General features: G+C 67.3%; 14 protein-coding genes and 1 pseudogene. 13 read left to right on the top strand and 2 right to left on the bottom strand.

Going from position 1 to position 16,567, the window contains the following annotated elements; all coding sequences use genetic code 11:
• The 7 genes and pseudogenes from QTH97_RS21750 to QTH97_RS21780 all read left to right on the top strand — a co-directional run.
• The coding region (locus QTH97_RS21750) for an enoyl-CoA hydratase-related protein (protein ID WP_286570547.1) at positions 1 to 481 on the top strand (481 nt) is incomplete at its 5' end.
• A 36-nt stretch (positions 482 to 517) separates the two neighbouring features.
• Positions 518 to 1,540 (top strand): tripartite tricarboxylate transporter substrate binding protein, encoded by a 1,023-nt coding sequence (locus QTH97_RS21755; protein ID WP_286570548.1) that lies wholly within the window; start codon positions 518 to 520, stop codon positions 1,538 to 1,540.
• Positions 1,541 to 1,548: 8 nt separating this feature from the next.
• Positions 1,549 to 2,708, top strand: a pseudogene (locus tag QTH97_RS21760) (acyl-CoA dehydrogenase family protein).
• A gap of 9 nt (positions 2,709 to 2,717) precedes the next feature.
• Positions 2,718 to 3,908 carry an acyl-CoA dehydrogenase gene (locus tag QTH97_RS21765; RefSeq protein ID WP_286570549.1) on the top strand — a complete coding sequence of 397 codons (1,191 nt, stop codon included), beginning with the start codon at positions 2,718 to 2,720 and terminating at the stop codon, positions 3,906 to 3,908.
• A 48-nt stretch (positions 3,909 to 3,956) separates the two neighbouring features.
• Complete coding sequence (locus tag QTH97_RS21770; RefSeq protein ID WP_286570550.1) at positions 3,957 to 5,924, top strand: AMP-binding protein; 1,968 nt, start codon at positions 3,957 to 3,959, stop codon at positions 5,922 to 5,924.
• Between the two features lie 26 nt (positions 5,925 to 5,950).
• Positions 5,951 to 7,624, top strand: a complete 1,674-nt coding sequence (locus QTH97_RS21775; RefSeq protein ID WP_286570551.1) for an electron transfer flavoprotein-ubiquinone oxidoreductase — start codon at positions 5,951 to 5,953, stop codon at positions 7,622 to 7,624.
• A gap of 16 nt (positions 7,625 to 7,640) precedes the next feature.
• Positions 7,641 to 8,114: a MaoC family dehydratase gene (locus QTH97_RS21780; protein WP_286570552.1), complete on the top strand. Its 474-nt coding sequence runs from the start codon at positions 7,641 to 7,643 to the stop codon at positions 8,112 to 8,114.
• A 104-nt stretch (positions 8,115 to 8,218) separates the two neighbouring features.
• On the opposite strand, the gene QTH97_RS21785 is transcribed toward QTH97_RS21780, so the two are convergent.
• Together QTH97_RS21785 and QTH97_RS21790 are read right to left on the bottom strand one after the other, a co-directional pair.
• On the bottom strand, positions 8,219 to 9,592 hold the full coding sequence (locus tag QTH97_RS21785) for an amidohydrolase family protein (RefSeq protein ID WP_286570553.1): 1,374 nt from the start codon (positions 9,590 to 9,592) through the stop codon (positions 8,219 to 8,221).
• A gap of 226 nt (positions 9,593 to 9,818) precedes the next feature.
• Positions 9,819 to 10,733, bottom strand: coding sequence for a LysR family transcriptional regulator (locus tag QTH97_RS21790; protein WP_286570554.1), 915 nt, complete (start codon positions 10,731 to 10,733; stop codon positions 9,819 to 9,821).
• Between the two features lie 136 nt (positions 10,734 to 10,869).
• On the opposite strand from QTH97_RS21790, the gene QTH97_RS21795 reads away from it, so the two are divergent.
• The 6 genes from QTH97_RS21795 (at position 10,870) to QTH97_RS21820 (ending at position 16,545) form a co-directional block, all read left to right on the top strand.
• Positions 10,870 to 11,907: an SMP-30/gluconolactonase/LRE family protein gene (locus QTH97_RS21795; RefSeq protein WP_286570555.1), complete on the top strand. Its 1,038-nt coding sequence runs from the start codon at positions 10,870 to 10,872 to the stop codon at positions 11,905 to 11,907.
• Positions 11,904 to 12,893, top strand: a complete 990-nt coding sequence (locus QTH97_RS21800) for a fumarylacetoacetate hydrolase family protein (RefSeq protein ID WP_286570556.1) — start codon at positions 11,904 to 11,906, stop codon at positions 12,891 to 12,893. Before QTH97_RS21795 ends, QTH97_RS21800 begins: the two co-directional genes overlap by 4 nt.
• Before the next feature lie 18 nt (positions 12,894 to 12,911).
• Positions 12,912 to 13,697 (top strand): cyclase family protein, encoded by a 786-nt coding sequence (locus QTH97_RS21805; RefSeq protein ID WP_286570557.1) that lies wholly within the window; start codon positions 12,912 to 12,914, stop codon positions 13,695 to 13,697.
• A 2-nt stretch (positions 13,698 to 13,699) separates the two neighbouring features.
• Positions 13,700 to 14,704: an NAD-dependent epimerase/dehydratase family protein gene (locus tag QTH97_RS21810; protein WP_286570558.1), complete on the top strand. Its 1,005-nt coding sequence runs from the start codon at positions 13,700 to 13,702 to the stop codon at positions 14,702 to 14,704.
• Between the two features lie 64 nt (positions 14,705 to 14,768).
• Positions 14,769 to 15,764 (top strand): Bug family tripartite tricarboxylate transporter substrate binding protein, encoded by a 996-nt coding sequence (locus QTH97_RS21815; protein ID WP_286570559.1) that lies wholly within the window; start codon positions 14,769 to 14,771, stop codon positions 15,762 to 15,764.
• Positions 15,757 to 16,545 carry an SDR family NAD(P)-dependent oxidoreductase gene (locus tag QTH97_RS21820; protein WP_286570560.1) on the top strand — a complete coding sequence of 263 codons (789 nt, stop codon included), beginning with the start codon at positions 15,757 to 15,759 and terminating at the stop codon, positions 16,543 to 16,545. Before QTH97_RS21815 ends, QTH97_RS21820 begins: the two co-directional genes overlap by 8 nt.
• Positions 16,546 to 16,567: the final 22 nt, after the last annotated feature.

A 16,567-nucleotide genomic window follows, 5' to 3' on the forward strand; every position in this document is an offset into this window, starting at 1 on the left:
ACGTGTGCAGGGCTTCGCCATCGGTGGCGGCAACGTGCTGTGCACCATCTGCGACCTGACCATCGCCTCCGAGAAGGCCGTCTTCGGCCAGGTCGGCCCGAAGATGGGCTCGGTCGATCCGGGCTACGGCACCGCCTTCCTCGCACGCGTCGTCGGCGAGAAGAAGGCCCGCGAGATCTGGTATCTCAACAAGCGCTACTCGGGCCAGGAGGCCGTCGCCATGGGCCTGGCCAACATCTGTGTGCCGCCCGAGAAGCTCGACGAGACCGTGCAGGAGTGGGCCGAGACCATCTGCGAGCGCAGCCCCACCGCCATCGCGATCGCCAAGCGCAGCTTCAACATGGACACGGCACACCAGAGCGGCATCGCCGGCATGGGCATGTACGCGCTGAAGCTGTACTACGACACCGAAGAGTCGCGCGAGGGCGTCAACGCCCTGAAGGAAAAGCGCAAGCCCGACTTCCGCAAGTACGCCAGATAACCCGAGCGCCCAATGGACAACGACCAGGAGACAGCCATGACTTCGACATCGACTTCCCACTTCAAGCAGCGCCGTTTGCTTGCAGCCTGCGCAGCGGCGCTTCTGGCCGGAGCGAGCCTGCCCGCGGTGAGCCAGACGGCCTGGCCCACCAAGCCCATCCGGCTGGTGGTCGGGTTCGCCCCTGGCGGTGGCACCGACGTCATGGCTCGCGCCCTGGCGCAGGCGCTCACCGAATCGTTGGGTCAGCCCGTCATCGTCGACAACAAGCCCGGTGCCAGCGGCAACATGAGCGCCGCCGAAGTGGGCCGAGCCGCTGCGGACGGCTACACCATCCTGGTTGCGCCGACCTCGGTCGAGACGGCCAACCCCTACCTGTTCAAGTCCAATGTGCTGCCCTCGCGCGACCTGACGCCAGTCATGGGCATTGGCCGCATGCAGATGTACGTCGTGGCCAAGCCCACGATCGAGGCCAAGAACATCAAGGACCTCGTCGCGCTCGCCAAGACCCAGCCAGGCAAGCTCAACTACGCATCGTCAGGCACCGGTACACCGCCCCACCTGGCCGGTGAACTGTTCAAGCAGAGCACGGGCACTTACATCACGCACGTGCCCTATCGCGGGTCCGCGCCCGCCCTGCAGGACGTGATGGCCGGACAGGCCGACTTCGCCTTCGATCCGGGCATCGCCTTTCCGCACATCAAGGCCGGCAAGGTCAAGCTGTTGGGCGTGGCGAGCGACCGCAAGTCGCCCTTCTTCCCCGACGCGCCCACCTACGCCGACCTCGGCATCAAGAACGCCAGCCTGGACATCTGGTTCGGCGTCTGGGCGCCGAACAACCTGCCCGCCGACGTTACGGAGCGCCTGTCGCGCGAACTGACCAAGGCCTTGGCGGCCCCGGCGCTCAAGGAGCGCTTCAACAGCCTCGGCGCCGAGCCGGCGCCGCTGGCGCAACCCGAGTTCCGCAAGCTGTTGGCCGAGGAGGACAAGACGCCTGTCGACCCTCATCAAGGACCGCAAGATCGTTCTCGAGTGACCGAGCAGCACATCGACGCAAAGTGAGCACACCCATGGCCTTCGACACCGAATCGTTCGACATCCTGCTGTCCACCGTGCAGCGCTTCGTGCGCGAGCGGCTGGTGCCCGCCGAGAACCACCTGGAGGAGCACGACGAAGTCCCGCCGGAACTGGTCGACGCCATGAAGGACATGGGCCTGTTCGGCCTGACCGTGCCGGAGGAGTTCGGCGGGATCGGCCTGTCGGTCAGCCAGGAGGTGCAGGTCAACTTCGAGTTGGGCCGCACCGCGCCGGCCTTCCGCTCGGTGTTCGGCACCAACATCGGCATCGGCTCGCAGGGCATCCTGATGGACGGCACGCCCGACCAGAAGGCGGACTACCTGCCGCGCGTTGCCAGTGGCGAATTGGTCATGTCGTTCGCGCTCACCGAGCCCGATGCCGGCTCGGACGCCGCCTCGCTGAAGACCAAGGCCGATCTCGACGGCGACCACTACGTGCTCAACGGCACCAAGCGCTTCATCACCAACGCTCCGCGCGCCGGCGCCTTCACGCTGATGGCGCGCACCGGCGGTCCGGGCGCCTCCGGCATCTCGGCCTTCATCGTCCCCGCCGACCTGTCCGGCATCAAGCTTGGCAAGAAGGACAAGAAGATGGGCCAGCGCGGCACGATGACCTGCGACGTCATCCTGGAGAACGTGCGCGTTCCGGCGGCCAACATCATCGGCGGCGTCCCTGGCCAAGGCTTCAAGACGCGATGAAGGTGCTCGACCGCGGGCGCCTGAACATCTCGGCGGTGGCCTGTGGCATCGCGCAGCGCGTGCTCGACGAATCGGCCCGATACGCACGCGAACGCAAGCAGTTCGGCAAGCGCCTGGGCGAGTTCCAGCTCATCCAGGCCATGCTGGCGGACTGCCAGGCCGAGTTGCTCGCCGGGTGGGCCCTGGTGCGCGAGGTGGCCGAGCGCTTCGACCGCAAGCCACCGCAGGTGTCCGACCCCGACGTCTCGATGCGCGTGTCGTGCGCCAAGCTGTTCTGCACTGAAATGGCTGGCCGGGTGGCTGACCGCGGCGTGCAGGTCCACGGCGGCGCCGGCTACATCAACGAGTACCCGGTGGAGCGCTTCTACCGCGACGTGCGGCTTCTGCGCCTCTACGAAGGCACCACGCAAATCCAGCAAATCATCGTCGGCCGCGAGCTGATGAACCAGCACTAGGAGACAGACATGGCCAAGACTTCCGCGCATCCCACCTTCGCCTGGGACGACCCACTCGCTCTCGACGGGCAACTCACGCACGACGAACGCGCGATCCGCGATGCGGCGTACGCTTACTGCCAGGAGCAGCTGCTGCCGCGCGTGCAGGACGCGTTCCGCCAGGAAAAGACGGATCCCGCGATCTTTCGCGAGATGGGCGAGCTCGGCCTGCTCGGGCCGACGATTCCCGAGGCTTATGGCGGCACCGGGCTGAACTATGTCGCCTACGGACTGATCGCGCGCGAAGTCGAGCGCGTGGACTCGGGCTACCGTTCGATGATGAGCGTGCAGTCTTCGCTGGTGATGGTCCCGATCAACGAATTCGGCAACGAGGCCACGAAGCAGAAGTACTTGCCCAAGCTCGCCTCGGGCGAATGGATTGGCTGCTTCGGGCTGACCGAACCGAACCACGGCTCGGACCCGGGCAGCATGATCACCCGGGCGAAGAAGGTGCCGGGCGGCTACAGCCTCAGCGGCAGCAAGATGTGGATCAGCAACAGCCCGATCGCCGATGTGTTCGTCGTCTGGGCCAAGGACGACGAAGGCGCGATCCGCGGCTTCGTGCTCGACAAGGGCGCCAAGGGCCTGTCGGCACCGGCCATCCACGGCAAGGTCGGGCTGCGCGCCAGCATCACCGGCGAGATCGTGATGGACGAGGTGTTCTGCCCCGAGGAGAACGCCTTCCCTGACGTGCGCGGTCTGAAGGGCCCGTTCACCTGCCTCAACAGCGCGCGCTTCGGCATTGCCTGGGGTGCCCTGGGGGCGGCCGAAGACTGCTACCAGCGTGCCCGCCAGTACGTGCTGGACCGCAAGCAATTCGGTCGTCCGCTCGCGGCGAACCAGCTGATCCAGAAGAAGCTGGCCGACATGCTGACCGACATCTCGCTTGGCCTGCAGGGCTGCCTGCGCCTGGGCCGCATGAAGGACGAGGGCACGGCCGCCGTGGAGATCACCTCGATCATGAAGCGCAACAGCTGCGGCAAGGCGCTGGACATCGCCCGCGTCGCACGCGACATGCTCGGCGGCAACGGCATCAGCGACGAGTTCGGGGTGGCGCGCCACTTGGTCAACCTCGAGGTGGTCAACACCTACGAGGGCACGCACGATGTGCATGCGCTGATCCTCGGCCGTGCGATCACCGGCATCGCCGCGTTCAACTGAAGGCGCGGCCACCGCCTCGTTTCTCCCCTTTTGATGGGAATGCACATCATGCAGATCGATCCTTCCACTTCCCCCGGCGTTGTCTGGCGCCCCGACACGGCGATGGTCGAAGAGGCCAACCTGACCCGCTTCATGCGTGCGCTGGGCGTCGACAGCTTCGAGGCGCTCAATGAGCGCGCGAGCATGGACCCGAGCTGGTTTCACGACGAGCTGATCCGCTTCCTCGACTACCGATTCGAACGTCCGTACGAGCGGGTGCTGGACGTGGGCGACGGGCTGCCCTTCGCGCACTGGTGCGTGGGCGGCGTGACGAACGTGGTGCTCAACTGCCTCGACCGGCGGCGCGGCACCGAGCACTACGGACAGCCGGCGCTGGTGTGGGAAGGCGAAGACGGTGCAGTGAGCACCTGGACCTTCGCCGATCTGGACCGCGAGACCTGCCGCCTCGCCTGGGGCCTGCGCGGTCTCGGTATCGGACGCGGTGACGTCGTCGGCATGTACCTGCCCAACCTCCCGCATGCTGCCGCCGCGATGCTGGCCGTCGCAAAGATCGGCGCCATCGTGCTGCCGATGTTCTCTGGCTTTGGTGCGGACGCAATCACCCAACGCCTGAACGATGGCCGGGCGGTGGCTGTCATCACCGTCGACGGCTCCGCGCGTCGTGGCAAGCCGGTCGGGGCGAAGAGCGTCGTCGATGTCGCCCTGGCGCACTGCCCGGGCGTGCGTCACGTCGTCGTCCTGCGCCATCTCGCGGCTCCGCACGACTGGACGCAGGGGCGCGATCACTGGTGGGACGAGCTCACCGCAGGCGCGCCCGAGGGTGTGGCCGACGTGGCGACGGAAGCCATGCCGGCCGACGATCCCTTCCTGCTGATGTTCACCTCGGGCACCAGCGGCAAGCCAAAGGGCGTCGTGCATTCGCACTGCGGCTTTCCGATCAAGACGGCGCTGGACCTTTCGATCTGCATGGACCTCAAGGCCGGGGACCGCTTCCTCTGGATGTCGGACATGGGCTGGCTCGTCGGGCCGATGCTCGTGTTCGGCGGCCTGCTCGTCGGCGCCACGGTCGTGCTGGCCGAAGGGGCGCCCAACTATCCACAGCCCGACCGCCTCTGGCGGCTGGTCGAATGCCATCGCGTCACCTACCTGGGCCTGGCGCCCACGATCGCGCGCCTGTCGATGTCGCTGCCGGACGCCGCGCTGGCCGAGCGCGACCTCAGCTCGCTGCGCGTGATGATTTCCACCGGCGAACCCTGGACGCCCGAAGCCTGGCACTGGACCTTCGAGCGGGTAGGACAGCGTCGCGTGCCGCTGCTCAACTTCTCGGGTGGCACGGAGATGGGCGGCATCCTGACCGGCACCGTGATCCATCCGCTCAAGCCCTGTGCCTTTGCGGGTGCCGTGCCGGGCACCGGCGCCGACGTGGTCGACGCCAGCAATGGCGCTTCCGTCGGCGTGGGAGTCACCGGCGAACTGGTGATGCGCACGCCGACCATCGGCCTTACGCGCGGGCTGTGGCACGACCGCGAGCGCTACCTCGAGAGCTACTGGTCGCGCCTGCCGGATCTGTGGGTGCACGGCGACTTCGCAAGTCGTGACGCCGATGGCATGTGGTACGTGCACGGGCGCTCGGACGACACGCTCAAGATCGCCGGCAAACGCACCGGGCCCGCTGAAATCGAGGCACTGCTGATGGGCACGGGGCTGCTGGAGGACGCGGTCACCATCGGTGTTCCCGACCTCATCAAGGGCACGGCCGTGGTCTGCCTGTGCGTCGCACGGCCTGATACCGACCGCGAGAAGGCGATCAAGGTCCTGTCGACCGCGGTGACGGCGGGCCTGGGCGGCGCCTTCAAGCCAGCCGACATCGTGTTCGTTGCCGACCTGCCGCGCACCCGCAACATGAAGCTCATGCGGCGTGTCGTTCGGTCGGCCTGGCTGGGCGAGGACGCGGGGGATCTGAGCACCTTGGTCAACCCGGAAGCTGTGCAGGCGATCCGCGCTGCCCGGCGCTGATCTCATTGCGCGCACCGAGAGTCAACATGAAACCCCAGGACATCCTCCAGAAGTTCGGACCGCGAGACGCGATGGACTACGACGTGGTCGTCGTCGGCGGCGGGCCCGCCGGCCTGGCCACCGCCATCCGCGTGAAGCAGCTGAATCCCGATGCGTCAGTGGTCGTGCTCGAGAAGGGCTCCGAACCGGGCGCGCACATCCTCTCCGGTGCGGTGATGGACCCGCGCGCGATCACCGAACTGCTGCCGGACTGGAAGCAGCTCGGGGCGCCGCTGCACCAGCAGGTGACGGGCGACGACGTGCTGTTCCTCTCCGAGACCGGCGATCGCCGTGTGCCGGACTGGCTGGTGCCGCGCAACCTCCACAACGACGGCTGCTACGTGGTGCAACTCGGCCACCTCGTGAAGTGGCTGGCGCAGCACGCCGAGAGCCTGGGCGTGGAGATCTTCCCCGGCTTCCCCGCAGCAGAAGTGCTGTTCGACGCGCAAGGTGGCGTGAGGGGCGTGGCCACGGGGCACCAGGGCCTGGGCAAGGACGGCGAGCCGACCGACAGCTTCCAGCTGGGCATGGAATTGCTCGGCCGCTATACCGTCTTCGCCGAAGGCGCGCGCGGCCACCTCGGCTGCCAGTTGATCGAGCGCTACAAGTTGGCCGAGGGCAAGGATCCGCAGAGCTTCGCCCTCGGTCTCAAGGAGCTGTGGGAGATCGATCCGGATGGAGCCAAGCCCGGTCTGGTCGTCCATACCGCCGGCTGGCCCATGACCGACGAGAGCTTCGGAGGTGGCTTCCTCTACCACCTGTCGGACAACAAGGTCACGCTCGGCCTCGTGGTCGGCCTGGACTACAGGAACCCGTGGCTGAGCCCCTTCGAGGAGTTCCAGCGCTGGAAGACGCACCCCGCGGTCCGCGCCCACCTCGACGGTGGCAAACGCATCGGTTACGGGGCACGCGCCATCAACATCGGCACGCCGCAGGCCCTTCCCAAGCTCGTGTTCCCGGGCGGCGCCCTGGTGGGCTGTGATGCCGGCTTCCTCAATGCGGCGCGCATCAAGGGCAGCCATGCCGCGATCAAGAGTGGCATGCTGTGCGCCGAAGCCGTCGCTGCCGCGCTGACGGCCGGCCGCTCGCACGACGAGTTGAGCGCCTTTCCCGAAGCCTTCGAGCGAAGCTGGTTGAAGCAGGAGCTCGACCAGCAGCGCAACTTCAAGCTCTGGTTCAAGAAGGGGCCGCGCATCGGCCAGCTGATGACCGGCGTCGAGCAATGGCTGCTGCCCAAGATCGGCATCGCGAATCCGCCCTGGACGCTGCACAACACCCAGCCCGACCATGTATCGCTGCTGCCGGCCGAGCGCTGCATGCAGATCAGGTACCCGAAGCCCGATGGCAAGCTGACCTTCGACCGCCTGAGTTCGGTCTTCGTCAGCAACACCAACCATGCTGAAGACCAGCCGGCGCATTTGACGCTCAAGGACGTCGAGGTGCCGGTGAACGTGAACCTCGCCCGCTATGCCGGCCCCGAGAGCCGCTACTGCCCGGCGGGCGTCTACGAATTCGTGAGCAGCGGCGACGGCGCCGAACGACTCCAGATCAATGCGCAGAACTGCCTGCATTGCAAGACCTGCGACATCAAGGATCCGACGCAGAACATCGTGTGGGTCGCGCCCGAAGGCGGTGGCGGCCCCAACTACACCGGCATGTGACCAGGAGAACCGAGCCATGAATGAACTGGGCGGCTACGACGTCGAGGACCTGCGTCCCGGCATGGATGCGACCTACTCGAAGACGATCACGGAAGCCGACATCGTGCTCTTCGCCGGCGTGTCCGGGGACAACAACGCCATGCACACCAACGAGGAGTTCGCGCAGACCACACCGTTCCGCGGGCGGATTGCGCATGGCTACCTGACCGCGAGCGTGATCTCGGCCGCCGTCGCGAATCGCCTGCCCGGGCCGGGCACGGTGTATCTCGGCCAGCAGCTGAAGTTCCGTGCGCCGGTGAGGCCGGGCGACACCGTCCACGCGACGGTGAGTGTGGTGAGCATCGACGAGGCCAGGGCGCGTGCCGTGCTGGCGACCACCTGCCGCGTGGGCGACACCGTCGTGATCGAAGGCGAAGCGTCGGTCATGACCACGTCTCTGAGGCGCCGGCTGGCCCCCCACTCGGCGCGCGAAGCGGCCGAAACAAGCTGAGAGGACGATTCTGGTGCCGATGGAGCGGCTGGTGGACCACGCCGTGAAGGTGCGGAGACGTACCGGGTGAGCGCGTCTTCCGCCAACAGTCTCCCCTGTGCTGCTCAGCCAGCGGGATCGAACACCCTGAGGAACTCGCGTCGCGTCTTTGGCCCGTAGGTCCTGAAGTGAGGATCGGGTTTCTCCAGGTAGGCCATGCGCTTTTGGGCGACCGAGTCGCGGGCGGCGTATCGCTTCACTTCCGTCGGCGTCAAGCCGTACACGTTCGCGGCGTTGACACCGAATATCTTCGCCCGCAGCGCAGACGTCATCTCGGGATAGCCATGCCGTTCGCGCAGTTCCGCCGAGATCTGGAACGTCCGGAAGGCTTGGATCTGGTCCTGCGGTGAGCCGTACCAGATCGAATCCGTGCCCCACAGCACGTTGTTCTCGCCGCAAGCGACGATCAGTTTCCCCAGGGCGTGAGCCGCCTGTTCGGGGTCACGCATCAGGAAGCGCCACGTGCTGCCCAGCTCCGCATAGACGTTGCTGTTCGGCTTGACCTGGTATTTGCGCAAGGACGCAATCAGCGTGTCGATGCCGTCGCTCTTGCCGCTCGCGTCGTAGGCCTTTTCGGTCACCGTGCTGACGAAACCCGAGTGATAGATCAGGAAGTTCACGTCCGGGTAACGCCTGGCGACGACGCCGATGTCGCTGCACTGGCTGTGCTCGTAGGAGCGTGGTCCGAACGGCAGCCCCTTGTGGATGCAGATGTTCTTGACGCCCAGTGCGCGAGCCTTCTCGATGAACCGGATGCCGACGTCGTCGTGCAGGAAGTAGCCCTGGCCGTTCGGTCCAAACTGCGTGTAGGTCTTCCAGGCGCTGATGCCCCACTTCTCGTGCAACTCGTCCATGCCTTCGAGGTCTCCGGGCTGGTTCGGGTTGACGCGTCCATGCAGCAGCAGCCGGTGCGTTCCCTCGAGCTTGTCGACCAGCCTGCGGACCTCGTCGGCGGCCTGGATCGTGACCGGTTCGGCGTCGCGAGCGGAGGGCACGAAGGACAGCACCATCACGTCAGTGTCGCTGTCCATGAACACGTCCTTGAGGAAGACCTCCGCGTTCTTCGAATTGCCTTTCGGCGTGTCGATGAAGTGACCCTGGACGTCGAGGATGAACTCCTGCCTGGCGGGGCCGACCTGCGCACGCGCGAGCTGCATATCCAGCTCGGCGTCGCGGGGCAGCTCGAAGAAGCCGCCGGTCCTTCCAGCCGCGGCGTTGGCCGCGTTGAAGGCCAGCAGCGTGCTGGCTGCGCCACAGGACGAGGTCAGGAACGCTCGCTTCGAGCATCCCAGCCGCTTCGCGTTGGTTGCCGCGGCCTCGTGTGCGAGGCGGTTGGCCTCGATGTTCGCCGGCCACAGCGACACCGGTGCGAACTCGCCATTCGAGGTGCTGTCGAGCTTGATGGGAAGGCGCTTGCCCTCAGGGTCACTGTCATGCATGGTGGTCCCCCGGTTCGATCAAGAAGCCCCGCCGGCCCCGCCACCGGCGTCATGAGCCTTGGTTGCGACGAGACCTCCCGATTCTGCTCCGCCCCGCGGGGCTCGGCCCTGGAACACAAGCGAGGCATGTCCGCGGGCGGGCGGTGCTGTGCCTGGAGGGTTTCCATGGCTGCTGGCCCGCCGATGCGACTCAGCGCGCCGTCTCGGCACATGGAATTGCGCGGCACTAGATTGGCGGCATGGCTGCGGCTAGCTCTGTGATCTGGTCGCGAACCCACCCGACGCCCGGGTCATCGTCGCGATAGCGGTGCCATTGCAGCACTTCGGTCAGCCTGGGCGTCTCGAGCGGCGGATCAAGAAGGCGCAAGGGCATGGCCTGGACGAATTGCTTGGCCAGGCGGGTCTGGATCGTTGCGATCCGGCGAGTTCCGACGACGAAGCGCGGCATCAGCAGGAAGCCGTGCGCGACGACCTCGACGCGCCGCGTATTGCCATGTTGGTTTGCATACCACTGTTCGAACCAGGGATTGGTGCCTTGGTCCGCCTGATAGACGACATGCCCCAACGACCGGTATTGCTCCAGGGTGATGCGTTCCTGCAGTTCGAGGTTCTGCTGGCATGCGATCACGTGATAGGTGTCCTCGAACAGCACCGACTGCGGGTGCTCGGCCAGCGTGAGGTGTGCCGGTGTGATCAGGAAATCGACGCGGCCCTGGTCGAGGTCCTGCGCCATGCCGCTGTACGTAGGCCGCACATCGAAGCTGAGGTGCGGGGCCGTCTGCGCGATGCGACGGAGCACTTCGGCCAGCAGAACCTGCGTCACGTAGTCGGAGGCAATCAATCGGAAATGGCGGCGCGCCGTCGTCGGCTCGAACTCGGGCTTGACGCCGAGGGTGGCGTCCACCTGCAGAATGATGTTGCGCACAGGCTCGATCAGGCTTTCGGCCCGCGGCGTCAGCTGCATGCTGCGGCCCACCGGCACGAGCAGGGGATCTTCGAAGTATTCGCGCAGCCTCGACAGCACGCCGCTCATGGCCGACTGGGTCATGTGCATGCGTTCCGCCGCGCGGGTCACGTTGCGCTCGGCCAGCAAGGCATCGAGCGCGATCAGCAGGTTGAGGTCGATGCGCTGGTAACGCATGGGATGTCTCCGTCAGTACCGCGGCCATCTTAGCGAGGCGCAGGTATTGCGCGGGGCGATGGCAGGCATCGGAAGAAACCGTTGGTGCCGGCGCTGAGGCGCATCTAACCTGCGCGCTCTTCAACACAAGAGCGGCATGGTCAAGAACAATCCCCTGCGGGGCTGGCAAGTCGATCGGGCATCGATGCGGCACGTCGGCCACGATCTCCAACGTCCCGAATGCATCCTGGCCGAGCGCGATGGAACGCTGTGGACGGCGGATGCACGCGGCGGCGCGATGCGCATTGCTCCCGGCGGCGAGCAGCGTCTGGTGGTCCCGCGCGCTTCAGCGGAGCCTGCTGCTGCGAGCGACTTCGACAGCCGCTACGTGCAGAGCCAGGGCTCGCTGCCCAACGGCATGGCCTTCCTGCCCAATGGCGAGATCGTTGTGGCGAACTGGGGCACCGACTCGGTCGACATCATGGACCGCGAGGGCCGTGTCCGCCGCCTGTTCGACCGCATCGACGGCCAGCCACTGGGGAAGGCCAACTTCGTGCTGCGCGACCGGCCCGGCCGCCTCTGGCTCACCGTCACCACGCGGATGAACCCCTGGACCGATTCCATCAACGCCCGTGCGGCCGACGGCTACATCGCCGTCATTGACGAGCAGGGCCCTCGCATCGTGGCCGAAGGTTTCGAGGGCACCAACGAGGTCCGAATGGACGCGGCGGAGGAATGGCTCTACGTGGTCGAAAGCAACGCCCGCCGGGTCTCCCGGCTGAGAGTGCGGCCCGATGGTTCGCTCGGCCTTCGCGAGGTGTACGGGCCGCAGAGGCTCCCCGGGTTCCCGGACGGCGTGGCCTTCGATGCCTTCGGCAATCTGTGGGTCACCCTGGTGATGGCCGACCGGCTGGTGGCCATCACGCCGGACGGCGAGCTGCTGACGCTCCTGGATGACGGCAACCCCGACGCCACGCGTGCGCTCGACGCCCACTACGAAGCCCGCACCCTGACCCCCGAGATCATGGCCGCGGCCTGCGGCACGCTTGCGCCCTGGATGGCCAGCCTGACCTTCGGCGGTCCGGACCTGCAGACCGTCTACCTGGGCAGCCTGCGCGGCACCACCTTGCCCAGCTTTCGCTCGCCCGTGCCCGGGTTGGCACCCATCCACTGGAACGAAGACTTTCACGCATGAAACTCGCCACCCTCACGAACGGCCGCAAGGATGGCCGCCTCGTCGTAGTTTCGACCGACCTTCGGCAGGCAGTCGATGCAACCCGCATCGCGCCCAGCCTGCTGGATGCGGTGGAGCGATGGGACAGCACGGCGCCCGATCTCCTTGCGCTCTACGGATCTCTCAACGCCGGCACAGCACCGGGTGCCTTCGACTTCGATCCGTCTCAGGCCGCGGCACCCCTGCCGCGCGCGCCCCAATGGTGCGACGGCTCGGCGTTCCTGAACCACGGCCGGCTGATGGAAAGGGCCTTCAACATCGCGCCCATTCCGGACAGCGACCAGATCCCTCTGATGTACCAGGGTGGCTCGGACGACCTGTTGGGCGCGCATGACGATGTGCCGTTGCCCGACGAGGCGCATGGCATCGACTTCGAGGGCGAGTTCGGCGTCATCGTGCGGGAGGTGCCCATGGGATGTCCCGCGCCGCTCGCGCGCAACCGCATCCTGCTGCTGGTGCAGATCAACGACCTCAGCCTGCGCGCCTTCGGTCCGCGCGAGATGCGCACCGGCTTCGGCTTCTTCCATGCCAAGCCGTCCTCCAGCTTCGCACCCGTGGCGGTGACGCCCGACGAGATCGGCGTGGCCTGGAGCGACGCACGCGTGCATCTGGACCTGAACGTGCAATACAACGGTGAGTGGTTCGGCAATCCGAACGGCCGGGAGATGAACTTTGGCTTCGACGAGCTGATTGCACACGCAGCCAAGACGCGCAAGCTCTCGCCCGGCACCATCATCGGCTCCGGCACCGTGTCCAACGCAGGCGGGGCCAGGGGCTCGGCGTGCATCGCGGAGCGGCGTGCCATCGAGCTGATCGAAAGCGGCGCCAGCACGACGCCGTTCATGCACTTCGGTGACCGCGTGCGCATGGAGGCGCGCTTCGAAGACCGGCCCGTCTTCGGCGTGATCGACCAGCGCGTAGTGCAGTCGTCCCCGCCGCGGGCGTGAGCAGGAGCCACTCGCACCATGCCTCGCTTCGTCGACCTGTCCATCTTCCTCGAGAACGATGTCCTTTCGGACCCGCCACCGCTCGCGCCCAAGATCACCTACCAGAGGCACGGCGACACCGTGCACGAGTTCATGCAGCTTATCCCTGGCACCCGGCCGGAGGACTACCCGGATGGCGAGGCGGCGGCCGCCGAATGGGTGAGCCTGTCAACGCACAACGGAACCCACCTGGATGCCCCGTACCACTTCCATTCCACGCAGGACGCGAAGCTGGGCGGGAGCCGTCCTTCGATCACCATCGACCAGGTGCCGCTGGACTGGTGTTTCCGGCCCGGCGTGAAGCTGGACTTCCGGCATTTGCCGGACGGTCATGTCGCCACGGCCGCCGATGTGGATGCGGAGCTGGCTCGCATCGGCCATGCGCTGCAGCCGATGGAGATCGTGGTGGTGAACACCCGTGCCGGCCAGCGATACGGCCACAACGACTATGTGTCGGCCGGCTGCGGCATGGGCTACGAGGCCACCATGTACCTGCTGGAGCGCGGCGTGCGCCTGACCGGCACCGATGCCTGGAGCTGGGACGCACCGTTCTCCTACACCGCGCGCCGCATCGCCGAGACGGGCGACACCTCGCTCATCTGGGAAGGGCACAAGGCCGGCCGCGACATCGGCTATTGCCATCTTGAGAAGCTGCACAACCTCGAGTCGCTGCCGGGCGATGGTTTCACCATCTGCTGCTTTCCGCACAAGATCCGCGGCGCCTCTGCCGGCTGGACCCGCGCGGTCGCCATCTTCGAGGACTGAGGATGCGCGTGCTGGTGACCGGCGCCGGTGGTTTCATCGGCGCGACCCTCCTGCAACTGCTACATGCCCGCCGACGGGTCGGTGACCGGCCCCTCGAACAGCTGGCGGCATGCGACACGCAATGGGCCGCGCTACCCGCGGACGTCGTCCGGATCGAAGGGGACCTGGCCCACGCGCAGGTGCGGGAGCGCATCGCTGCCTTCGCGCCGGACGTGTGCTTCCATCTCGCGGCGGTGCCCGGCGGCGCCGCCGAGGCCGATCGGACGCTGAGCCGGCGGGTGAACCTCGACGCGAGCCTGGATCTCTTCGAAACGCTCGCCGTAGCGGCCGCAAAGCGCAGCGCCGACAAAGGCCCGCCCATCGTCGTCTACGCCAGCACGATCGCGGTCTACGGCCATCCGCTTCCGGACCTGGTCAGCCCAACCACGCCGACGCGCCCGCCGATGACCTACGGCGCCCACAAGCTCGCGTGCGAGATCGTGCTGGCCGACTACACACGCCGTGGTTTGCTGGACGGCCGCTCGCTGCGCTTGCCGGGCATCGTGGCGCGTCCGCGCGCGCCCTCGGGCCTCGTCTCGGCCTTCATGAGCGACGTGATGCATGCGCTCCGCGCGGGAGAAGGTTTCATCTGTCCGGTCGCGCCCGCCGCGACAGGCTGGTGGATGTCCGCGCGCCGCTGCGCGCAGAACCTCCTGCATGCGGCGGTGATGGACCCGGGCGCCGGCGGTGCCGACGACGGGTCGCGCGCCTGGGTGCTGCCGGTACTGCGCCTGTCGATGGCCGAGGTCGTGCAGACACTGTCGACGGTCTACGGCGTGGACGGCGACCAACTGGTGGGTTATGAGCCGCAAGCCGCAGTAGAGGCGGTTCTCGGCCGTTACCCGCCGCTGGACGATCGTGCGGCGCGCGCGCTTGGCTTGCGCGACGACGGCACGCCTGCCGCATTGGTGCAGCGCGCGCTGGAACCCGGCTTCGAGCTTGCCGAAGAGGACGACGCATGGCGCTGATGCGTCCCTTCCCCATCCGAGCCCTGATTTCTTTCTCCCAGCACGGCCCCGCCGTCCCATCGATATGACACTGCAACATCCAACCCGACGTTCCCTGCTGTGCACGGCTGCCGCACTGCCGCTGGCATCCTTCGCCGGCCGGGCCGGCGCGCAAGCCGCCGCCTTTCCGGCACGGCCCTTCACCTGGGTCGTGCCCTACCCGGCGGGCGGCTTCGGCGATGCGCTGTCGCGCATGCTCGCGCAGAAGCTCTCGGCCAGCCTCAGGCAGCCCGTGGTGGTCGACAACCGGCCAGGCGCCGGCGGCCAGATCGGTGCGAATCACGTGAAGCAGCAGCCCGCGGATGGCTACACGCTGTTCTATGGCGACCTCGGCCCGTTCTCGATGAACGCCGGCCTGTATCCCAAGCTCAGCTACGACACGCTCAGGGACTTCATGCCGCTGACCCGCCTGCTGGTCTCACCCACGCTGGTGATCGTGCCGGCCAACGGCAGGCTCAAGACCTGGCAGGACGTGCTCGAGGCGGCACGTTCCGCGCAGGGCCTGAACTACGGTTCCTACGGCATGGGCAGCCAGCCGCACATCTGGATGGAGATGCTCAAGCGCGAGGTCAAGGGCAACATGACCCACGTGGCCTACAAGGGCGGTGCCCCGGCGGTGCAGGACCTGATGGCGGGCCACATCGACCTGCTGCTGGACGTGACGCCCAGCAGCATCCCGCTGGTGCGGGAGAACAAGGCGAGGGCGCTCGCGGTGGTGGGCAGCGAGCGCCGGCTGCCGCAGCTGCCGCAGGTTCCGACCATCGGCGAACTGGGCCTGCCGTCGCTCGACGTCCCGGGCTGGACCGGCGTCGTGGTGAAGGCCGGCACACCCGAGCCCATCGCCAATCTGCTGCACGACGAGCTGGTCAAGGCCGTGCAGTCGCCCGACGTGGTGCAGCGCTATACCGAGCTGGGCCTGCTGGTGGCGCCCAGTTCGAGGCCCGAGTTCGCCGAGCTGATTCGCACCGAGACCGCCCGCTGGGGCAAGGTGATCCGCGAGGTGGGGGTCCAGCTTGATTGAGCCGACGGGCCCGGCGCTGTTCGCTTTGCATGGCCAGGTCGCCTTGGTCACCGGCGCGGCCGGCGGGCTGGGCCAGGCGATCGCTCGGGCCTTTGCAGGGCAGGGCGCCGACCTCGTGCTGTCCGACCGGGCCGACAGCGACTTGGAGGCCTTCGCTGCGCAATGCCGTGAGTGGGGCGTGCGCGCGCGGACGGTGTTCGCCGACCTGTCCGACGCGTGCGAAGCCGCGCGCCTCGGCCCCCGCGCCCTCGAAGCCTTCGACCGCATCGACACGGTGGTCTGCAATGCAGGGATGCAGGGTCCCGCAGGGCCACTGCTCGACGTGGGTCGAGCCGATTGGGAGCAAGTCTTCCAGGTGAACCTGGCCAGTGTGCATGCGCTGTGTGCCTCGCTGGTGCCCGGCATGGCTTCGCGCAAATCTGGCTGCGTCATCCTGATGGCCAGCATCGCCGCATCACGCGGCAACCGCGCGATCGGCCTGTACGGCCTCACGAAGGCCGCGCTGTCGCAGATGGCGCGCAACCTTGCCGTCGAATGGGGACCGCGCGGCGTGCGGACCAATGCCATCGCGCCCGGGCTGATCCGTACGCCGCTGGCGCAGGCGCTGCTGGACGACGAAGACTTCATGGCGCGGCGCCTGGCGATGACGCCCTTGCGCCGGGTGGGCGAGCCGCACGAGGTGGCCGGTGTCGCCGCGATGCTGGCATCGCCGGCCGGCGGCTTCATCAACGGCCAGACGCTCGTGGTCGATGGCGGCACGCTGGTGTCGGACGGAGGCTGAACCAGAAACCAGGTATGGCGCC

The sequence above is a fragment of the Variovorax gracilis genome (assembly GCF_030317115.1).
Classification (GTDB): domain Bacteria; phylum Pseudomonadota; class Gammaproteobacteria; order Burkholderiales; family Burkholderiaceae_C; genus Variovorax; species Variovorax gracilis.

Excerpts from the sequence above, each read along its gene's own strand:
- QTH97_RS21755 (WP_286570548.1), top strand. The coding sequence starts at position 518 with ATGACTTCGACATCGACTTCCCACTTCAAGCAGCGCCGTTTGCTTGCA.
- QTH97_RS21765 (WP_286570549.1), top strand. The coding sequence starts at position 2,718 with ATGGCCAAGACTTCCGCGCATCCCACCTTCGCCTGGGACGACCCACTC.
- QTH97_RS21770 (WP_286570550.1), top strand. The coding sequence starts at position 3,957 with ATGCAGATCGATCCTTCCACTTCCCCCGGCGTTGTCTGGCGCCCCGAC.
- QTH97_RS21775 (WP_286570551.1), top strand. The coding sequence starts at position 5,951 with ATGAAACCCCAGGACATCCTCCAGAAGTTCGGACCGCGAGACGCGATG.
- QTH97_RS21780 (WP_286570552.1), top strand. The coding sequence starts at position 7,641 with ATGAATGAACTGGGCGGCTACGACGTCGAGGACCTGCGTCCCGGCATG.
- QTH97_RS21785 (WP_286570553.1), bottom strand. The coding sequence starts at position 9,592 with ATGCATGACAGTGACCCTGAGGGCAAGCGCCTTCCCATCAAGCTCGAC.
- QTH97_RS21790 (WP_286570554.1), bottom strand. The coding sequence starts at position 10,733 with ATGCGTTACCAGCGCATCGACCTCAACCTGCTGATCGCGCTCGATGCC.
- QTH97_RS21795 (WP_286570555.1), top strand. The coding sequence starts at position 10,870 with ATGGTCAAGAACAATCCCCTGCGGGGCTGGCAAGTCGATCGGGCATCG.
- QTH97_RS21800 (WP_286570556.1), top strand. The coding sequence starts at position 11,904 with ATGAAACTCGCCACCCTCACGAACGGCCGCAAGGATGGCCGCCTCGTC.
- QTH97_RS21805 (WP_286570557.1), top strand. The coding sequence starts at position 12,912 with ATGCCTCGCTTCGTCGACCTGTCCATCTTCCTCGAGAACGATGTCCTT.
- QTH97_RS21810 (WP_286570558.1), top strand. The coding sequence starts at position 13,700 with ATGCGCGTGCTGGTGACCGGCGCCGGTGGTTTCATCGGCGCGACCCTC.
- QTH97_RS21815 (WP_286570559.1), top strand. The coding sequence starts at position 14,769 with ATGACACTGCAACATCCAACCCGACGTTCCCTGCTGTGCACGGCTGCC.